The organism is Desulfurivibrio modestus (assembly GCF_044068625.1).
In the GTDB taxonomy this organism is placed as follows: Bacteria; Desulfobacterota; Desulfobulbia; order Desulfobulbales; family Desulfurivibrionaceae; genus Desulfurivibrio.
The window spans coordinates 91,413-99,920 of sequence record NZ_JBIPKH010000010.1 but is presented as its reverse complement, the minus strand read 5'-3'; the positions used below and the strand labels follow the sequence as shown (position 1 = coordinate 99,920).

At 66.2% G+C, this 8,508-nt stretch carries 3 protein-coding genes; 1 reads left to right on the top strand and 2 read right to left on the bottom strand.

Features of this window, described 5'->3' with window-relative positions; all coding sequences use genetic code 11:
* A partial coding sequence (locus ACHHRT_RS08100; RefSeq protein ID WP_395499262.1) for a BamA/OMP85 family outer membrane protein occupies positions 1–2,085 on the bottom strand: 2,085 nt, incomplete at its 3' end.
* A 19-nt stretch (positions 2,086–2,104) separates the two neighbouring features.
* Positions 2,105–5,833: a translocation/assembly module TamB domain-containing protein gene (locus tag ACHHRT_RS08095; RefSeq protein WP_395499261.1), complete on the bottom strand. Its 3,729-nt coding sequence runs from the start codon at positions 5,831–5,833 to the stop codon at positions 2,105–2,107.
* Positions 5,834–5,995: 162 nt separating this feature from the next.
* On the opposite strand from ACHHRT_RS08095, the gene ACHHRT_RS08090 reads away from it, so the two are divergent.
* Positions 5,996–8,500: a heavy metal translocating P-type ATPase gene (locus ACHHRT_RS08090; protein WP_395499260.1), complete on the top strand. Its 2,505-nt coding sequence runs from the start codon at positions 5,996–5,998 to the stop codon at positions 8,498–8,500.
* Positions 8,501–8,508 lie beyond the last annotated feature (8 nt).

Here is an 8,508-nt window from a genome sequence, read left to right as displayed (position 1 = left end):
GAAGTAATCACTGAAGGTGGCGTCGATCACCTCGGAGCGGCTGGCCATGGTGGTTTCTCCCTCTTCCAGCCGGGATTGGTTGGGGGAGAGGTTGCCGTAATCGAAAAAGAGGGAGATGGCCAGGTTGTCGCGCAGGCGCCGGCGCAGCTCGACACTCAGCAGATTATAAGCCATTCCCCCCACCGGGTTGCCGGCCAGATCCTTGGGGCCCAGCATCCCTTGCCGGAAGCTGCGCACCGAGTTTTCGCCGCCGTTGTAAAAGCGTTCGCCCACGGGGATGTTGTCCTGGCCGCTGCCCGGTAGAATCAGGCCGGTGTCGGCCCGCAGCCCCAGCACCAGGCGGTTGCTCAAGGGGCTGAAGTGGCGCCAGCCCGTGGTGAAGCGATAGAAGGTCAGGTTGCTGCCCAAGGCCTTTTCGGCGCCCTCCACCGCCCCGAAGACCCGCTGTCCGGCGCTGGGGAAAAAGATGTCGTTGCGGGTGTCCCGAGCGAGTTGAAATTTGATGGAGGCGATGGCGTAATCCTCCTCATGGCTTTCCAGGGTGGTGTCGGCTTCGATGTCGGAGATATCGCTGCGGCGGATCTGGTAGCCCAACGAGGCGAACATCCGGTGGGGAAGAGCCCGGGAGAAGGTCAGGCCCGCCCCGGTTTCGCGGCGGGTAAAGGCGGGCTCCTCGCGCACCCGGTAATAAACCGGCAGATCGGCGGTGATCTTGCTTTCCAGCACCCAGGGGTCGGTGATTCCCGCCTTGATTTCGGCCCCCTTCAACGAGGCCCCGCTCTCCAGGCGCAAGATCCGGCCGCTCCCGAAGAGGTTGCGGTCGATGAATCCCACCCGCCCCCGCAGCATCTCGTAGGAACCCCAGCCGGCCTCCAGAAAAAACTCCTGGGCCTTTGCCTCCTCCACCGCCACCAGCAGGGTGCGCTGTTCCTCGGCGGCAGCGATAACCTCCACTTCTTCCGCCGCCGGGCTGATCCCGATATCCACCCGGGTGAAGAGGCCGCTCCGGTAAAGCTCGCGGAAGGATTCCCGGCGGGCGCTGTCGCGGTAGATATCGCCGGGGCTGATCTCCAGGCGATGGAGGATGAAATCATCGCTGCTCCGCTGATTGCCGCTGATCTCGATCTCCCGGATGCGCACTTTGGCGCCGCTGGCCACCTCGGCCAGCAGCATGATATCGCCCGGATTTTCCCCGGGCCGGTCGTGGATTACCACCCGGACCTCGGGATAACCCAGTTCCTGGTAGGTCTCCAGCAGCCCGCTGCGCAGCAGCAGTTTGCGGCGGGTGAAATAGGGTTGCCCCACCAGCTCGGCGCTCATCTGGGCCACTGCCTGCCGGATCTCCGGCGGGTACTCCCGCTCCGGTTCCGCCAGTTGGACCGCGCTGATCAGCTGGCGGAGCCCCTCCCGGATCTCCAGGGTAATCTCCCCCTCCAGCCGGGCCGCCGGCGGGACGGGGCCGGCCTCTTTTCCCAAGGGAAACAGTTTTTCCCGCAACTGCTCGGCGGTGAGCCGTTGGGGCCCGAAACGCAAGGGGAGGGAGATCACCTCGGCGTCCCAGTAACCGGCCAACAGATACATCTCCCGGATCATGCCCAGGGCCCGGTCCAGCCGGCTCTCCACCAGGGGCGGGGGACCCGAGCCGGGGCCGTCCCGGAGGCTGGTCTCGACAACGGTGATCAACTCCTGGTCGCTGAAGATGGTGTTGCCCAGCAGCACGATGGGGTTGGCCAGAACCAGAGGGCCTTCATTGATCAGAAAGGTAACCCGGCTTACCCCTTCCAGCCCCTCCTCCTCTTGCAACCGGTAATCCACCTCGGCGAAGTAGTAGCCGGCCCGGCGGTAGGCCAGTTGCATCATGTAGGCGGCATCATTGATCTCCGCCTCGCGGCGACCCAGGCGAGGGAAATCGGCCAACTCCCGGGCGGCGGCGGCCAGCAGCCGGCTTTCCGTCAGGCTGTGGTTGCCCTGGAACCGGAAGGAGCCGGCATTATTCGCCTTGGCGGTGGCCCAGGCGGGGGCGGCCGCCGCCTGGATCAGCAGGATCAGCAGGATCAGCAGGAGCAGGGCCAGGAGCGGACCCAACCGGCTCCGCCGGCCCGGACTAGCGGCGGCGGAAGACAATTTTGAGCCCGACATTGAAATCATCATAAATGTCCCGTTCGCTGGTGATAAAGAGGCGGTCTCCCCGGCGCAGGGTATCTTCGGTGAGCAGAAAGCTGGCCTCGATGGTCTCCTGGCCGCCGCGGCTTACCCCCCGGCCGATCTCCAGGTCCAACCGTTCCATGATCGATTCTTCCGCCTCCAGCTCATCGCCGCTCAGCCACTGGGTCAGCAGATCACGGCCCAGGTAAACCGCGATATTCATCCCGGCCTGGCGGCTGGCCTCCTCGCCGCTGATGGCGGGGGCCCGGCCGGTCAGCAGCAGGAGCAGCAGTTCATCATCGGCCAGGGGCGGGGTGGAGCTGAGGGTCAGCACCGGTTCATCGACATTGCCCTGCAGGGAGAGTTGGATGTCGTAACCCAGCAGGCGGGCGCCGGCGTTAATGTCGAAGGAGGGTCGGTCGGGATCGGCCTGGGGAAAACGGATCAGGCCCGATTCCACGGTCAGCCGGCCCGAGGGCAGCAGCACCCGGATCGGGTCCAGGTAGATCTCCCCGGTCAGCACCGGCAGCTCGCCGGTACCACCCAGGGTCAGCACCGGCCGCAGGCTGCCCCGAGCCATGTTGTTGGCCACCAGAAAGGAGGTGGCGGTCTCCAGGCGGATATTGAAAATAAGATCGCGCCAGGGGGGAGTGGTCAGGGAAAATAGTTCCAGCCGGGTCTGGCGCCGAGGTGTGCCGCTGCCGCGAAAAAACTCGAGAAAATCGACATTTTTGGTGTAGCGGCCATCGGTGATCATTATTTGCCCTGCAACCAGCAGGTTCCCCAGGGGACCGATGAAATTGAGCTCGCCGTCGCCCCGGACTCGGATCCCTTCGTCACGATAGAAGAGGATATCCCGGCCGCTCAGTTGCAGATTCAGTCGCAGTTGCGCCAGATCCAAGGGGTGGTCGACGGAGGGTTCCAGCTCGCCGGAGACGGTGAAGGGGGCTCCGCCCAATGAGCCGGTAAATTCTTGCAATTGCAAACGGTTGCGGTCGAATTCGGCGCTTATGGTCAGATCCCGCAGGGCCGGGGTATCGCCGGTAAAGCGCAGCCCCCCGCCGGTCAGGGAGAAGCCCCCAGCCAGCCGGGGGTCGGCGGGGGGGCCGCTCAACTGAAACCGGGCGTTAAACCCGCCCTCCAGCCGGCGCACCCCCGTCAGCAGGGGGGCCAGCCAGGCCAGATCGTCACTGCGCAGTTCGCCGCGCAGATCCAGTTCGGCTCCGGGGCTGCGCGGGTCGTATCGGCCATCCAGGGCCAGGGTGGCGGTGGGCCCCCCCAGCTTGAGTTGGGCCCTGGTGAGCCAACCGTCGGTGATCACCAGCCGGCCGGGGGGCTCGACCAGGCTCACCGCCATCTCCCCGCTTTGCAGGTGTAAATCGTCAAGCCGCAGATCGATTACCGAGCTGCCCAGGCCCAGGATCTCGGCGGCCAGCCGGGCTTGGCCGTACGGGGTATTAAGTTCGGCCTGGCGGATGATCAGGGTCGCTTCCCGCCAGGTCAGCTCACTGGTCAGTAGATCGAGATGGTGGCTGCCCCAGCGTCCCTCCTCCAGGCGCAGAGCCCCCTGCAGGTGGTGGGGCTCAAGGCTGCCTTCGTTGCTTATTTCCGCCACCAGCAGGGCGATGCTCTGCTCCGGTCCGGCAAACTCTTCGGCCCGGAGCAGCACCTCGCCGCGGGGTTGGCCGCCGGCGAAGGCGCCGGCCAGATTGAACTCCATGGCCAGCCGCTCCAGTTCCAGCTCCAGGTAGCGGCTCTGGGCCGCCTTCAGGGAACCACTCAGTTGATATTGCTCCCGTTGCCCGCCCCCGGTCAGCGCCAGGGTCAGCTCCGCCACCTCGATCCCCTGCCAGCGGCCTTGCTCCAGCCGCAGGGAGCCCTGGAGCAGGTAGTGGTCGGGAGTGCCGTCGCCGGTTAGAGACGCCGTAATGGCCCCGCCCAGCCCGTACTGCCGCCAGGTTGCCGGCAGCAAGTCCAGGTAAGCGGCCGCCTCCGCCACCTCCAGGCTTAAACGCAGATCCTCGCCCTTAAGCCGGTGCAGCCAGGCGATCAGCGGCAGCCTTTGCCGGGGCCGGGTTTCCAGCTCCCCCAGGGATAAAACCCCTTGGGCCGTCAAGTGGTCGGGGCCGCTTTGCAGATTGATCCCATGCACCAGCAGCCGTTGTCGGTCAAGTTCCAGGTCCACCGCCAGATTTCCCGGCAGCGTGGGCAACCCCGGCAGGGGCACCAGGGCCGCGAACAGTTCCAGATCGTCGATCCGCAGGCCCAGGGCTCCGGTTATGGGCAGATCGGGCAGCTCACCGCTCTCGGGCCAGGGTCCCAGAGTAACCTCCCTTAGAGCCAGATTGCCCGCCGTGGTGTCGAGATCGGCCCGGTTCAGTTGCAGCACCCCCTCCTTCAAGTTGCCGGCAAAGGTGAGCCGGTGAGCGGGAATCTCCAGGGAGGGTAACGGATAACCCGCCAGGGTGAACAGGGCCGGGAGATCGGCCAGCTCGCCGCTGAAGCCCTCGATACTGCTGCCCGCCAGCAATTGGGGCAGCTCGCCATTGGTCAGGGCGGCCAGATCCAGGGCCAGACCGCTGCCCCGCAAATGATTGGCCCCCAGGCGGGCGGCCAGTTGCTCCAGCCGGAGCAAGCCGTGGGCCAACCGGGCTTCCAGGACAAGGTCATCCACCGGGTAGCCGGCCAGGCTGGCCTGCCGCAGGTGCAACTCCAGCTCTCCGGTCAGATCGGAGGAAGTTGGTTGCGGGCCGGCTGCCGCCTGGGCGGAGAGGTCCAGCAAACCTTGAGGCCGCCAGGTCTGCGCAAGGGCGGCGGGGGCCAGCTCAGCCAGCCGGGCCAGCTCCAGTCCGCCGATCACCACCGCTCCCCGCCAGCCCGGTGAACCATCTTCCAGGGCACCTTCGCCCTCCAGGTTTATTCCGGCTCCCAGGGCTTGCCCGGCCAGCTCAAACCGCCAGGTCGGAGCCCCGGGTCCGTACTCCAGCCGAGCCGTGTCCAGAATCAGCAGTTCCCCCAGCCGCAGACTCTCGATCCGCAGGGAGTGGAGGTCGCCTCGAAGTTCGGCCTGCAGGGGAGCCTGGATCGGGGTCAGCGGGGGATGGGCCAGCCGGAAGCGGGGGCTCTCCAGAGCCAGGATGATGGCGGGGGGCTCCGGGCCCCCTTGGGAGGTCAAACTCAAATTCAGGTCGGCGGCGAACAGCTCCAACTCCCCATGGCGCAGGCTGAAATCCAGGTCCCGGATCGCGATAGCCGGCAGCAGGGGCAGCACCGCCGGCCCGGATTCCTTTTCGGTGGCGGTCGCGGCGGGGAAAGGGGCGTTGAGGTCCAGATCAAGCCGGCCGTCGGCCAGGGTGACGCTGACGGTGGCCAGAAAGGGGTCGAGCCCGTGGCGCAGAGCGGGCAAGGAATAATCCACCCGCGCCTCGGCCAGGACCAGGTCAATGGGGGTGGCCGAGGATGTTTGGCTCAGCGGTCGGCTGCGGATATTTTGCAGTTGGAGCTGATTGTAGTAATTGCCGCCGATTCGCTCCACCGTCAGCTCGATCCCCAGGGTTGGAGCCAGCTCGGCGTTGAGAGCCGCCAGCAGCCGGGGCCCCAGCAACTGTTCCCGCAAACCGTAAAGCCCGGCCGCCAGCAGGAGGAGCAGGGCGCAGAGCAGGGTGGAAAACAGCAGCAAACGTTTCATCAAACTCAATCCGGCAGGCGGGTGTTTCGGAAAAAAAGGTAATTTAGTATGGTGATACCCGGCGGCAGTGCCGGGACGGACACCATAAGATACCCGATTTTAGCGGGAACACCAAAGGTTGCCGTCCGTAACCAGCAGATAAAACAGCAGCGGGGTAATCCCATGACCGATTCAACTCCCGCCGGGATGGTCCGGCTCAATCTGAAAGTTTCCGGCATGACTTGCGCCTCCTGCGTGGCCCGGATTGAAAAGGTAGTCTCCCGCCATCCGGCGGTGGCGGCGGTGGCCGTCAACCTGGCCACCGAAAGGGCGCGAATCGATTACGATCCCGCCGGGATAACCCCGCCGGAGTTGATCGCCGCCGTTGAATCCCTGGGTTTCAAGGCCGCCCCGGCGGAGCTGAATGAAACCCCGGCCACCGCCGACCGGGAGCGGGAGGAGCGGGCCCGGACCATGGCCCGGCTGCGGAAGGATTTCGCCCTGGCCGCCCTGCTGACCTCCATCGTCCTCTTCGGCAGCCTGCCGGAGATGGTGCCCATGGCTTACCATGAGTGGGCCCGGGCGGTGGTGCCGGCCTGGCTGGGCAACCCCTTTACCCTGCTGCTGCTGACCACTCCGGTCCAGTTCGTCTCCGGCTGGCGTTTCTACCGGGGGGCCTGGGCCTCGCTGAGCCACGGCACCAGCGATATGAACGTGCTGGTGGCCATGGGCACCTCCTCGGCCTGGTTCTATAGCGCCGCCATGACCCTGTTCCCCGGTTACCTCACCGCTCTGGGCTTCCCCTACCAGCTCTATTACGATGTCGCCACCGTGATCACCACCCTGATCCTGCTGGGCCGCCTGCTGGAAGCCCGGGCCAAGGGCAAAACCTCGGAAGCGATGCGCAAATTGATGGGCCTGCGCCCCAAAACCGCCCGGGTTCGTCGTCGGTCGGCAGCACCGCATCTTACGGCGATCGATCCGGCTCACGCAGTGGACTACGCATCGCCGGCCCGCTTGCCGCAATCTGCGGCACTGCCGACCGGCGACGCCCCTGAGGACTGTGAGGACACGACTTGTCCGCTGCCGTTGCCGGCAGCAGCGGATAATGGCAGCGGAGAAGAGTTTATCGATATCCCCATTGAGGAGGTGGCGGTGGATGATCTGATCCTGGTGCGGCCCGGCGAGAAGATCCCGGTGGATGGGGTGGTGGTGGAGGGCCGCTCCTCGGTGGATGAGTCGATGCTCACCGGCGAGAGCATCCCGGTGAGCAAGAAGGAGGGGGACCAGGTGATCGGGGCCACCCTCAACAAGAGCGGCGCCTTTCGGATGCGGGCCGCCCGGGTGGGCAAGGACACCATGCTGGCCCGGATCATCCAGCTGGTGGAGGAGGCCCAGGGCTCTAAGGCCCCGGTTCAGAAACTGGTGGACCAGATCGCCGCCGTCTTCGTGCCGACGGTGGTGGTCACCGCCACGGTCAGCGCCGCTCTCTGGTGGTATTTCGGGCCGGAACCCTCGTTGATCTTCGCCCTCACCGTCTTTATCGCGGTGCTGATCATCGCCTGCCCCTGCGCCCTGGGCCTGGCCACCCCCACCGCCATCATGGTCGGCACCGGCAAGGGGGCGGAAAACGGTATTCTGATCAAGGGGGCCGAGGCCCTGGAACTGGCCCACAAGATCAACACCGTGGTGCTGGATAAAACCGGCACCATCACCGTGGGCGAGCCTTCGCTGACCGATGTGGTCACCGCCGCCGGCTTAAAGCTGAAACCGGGGGAGGAGGAGGCCCTGGGGGCGGAAAACGAGCTGCTGGCCCTGGTGGCGGCGGTGGAACGGGCCTCGGAGCATCCCCTGGGCGAGGCCATCGTCCGGGCCGCCGCCGAGCGGGGCCTGGAGTTGGCAGAGGTGCGTAACTTCGAGGCGATCCCCGGTTACGGCCTGCGGGCCGAGGTGGCCGGCCGCCAACTGCTGGTCGGCAATCGGCAACTGCTGGTCAAGGAAGGAGTCGAGGTGGTCGGGGCCTGGGAGGAGGCGATTATGGGTCTGGCGGTGGGGGGCAAAACCCCGATCATGGTGGCCATCGACCGGCGGGCGGCGGGGCTGCTGGGGGTGGCCGACACGGTCAAGAGTTCTTCGGCGGCGGCGATCCGGGAGCTGCGCCGGTTGGGGCTGGAGGTGGTGATGCTCACCGGCGACAACCGCCGCACCGCCGAGGCCATTGCCGCCCAGGTGGGGATCGAGCGGGTGCTGGCCGAGGTATTGCCGGAGCACAAGGCCGAGGAGATCAGTAAGCTTCGGGCCGAGGGCAGGGTGGTGGCCATGGTCGGCGACGGCATCAACGACGCCCCCGCCCTGGCCGGGGCCGACCTGGGGATCGCCATCGGCACCGGCACCGACGTGGCCATGGAGGCCTCCGATATCACTCTGGTCTCCGGCGACCTCAACGGGGTGCCCACCGCCATCCGGCTCTCCCGGGCCACCATGCGGATGATCCGCCAGAACCTCTTCTGGGCCTTCTTCTACAATATCGTCCTGATTCCGGTGGCCGCCGGCGCCCTCTACCCCTTCTTCGGGATCATCCTCAACCCGATGCTGGCCGCCGCCGCCATGGCCTTCAGCTCCATCACCGTGGTGTTGAACACCCTGCGTCTGCGCTGGTTCAAGGCGCTGGGAGCGAGTCCCGCCTGAGGGTGGCC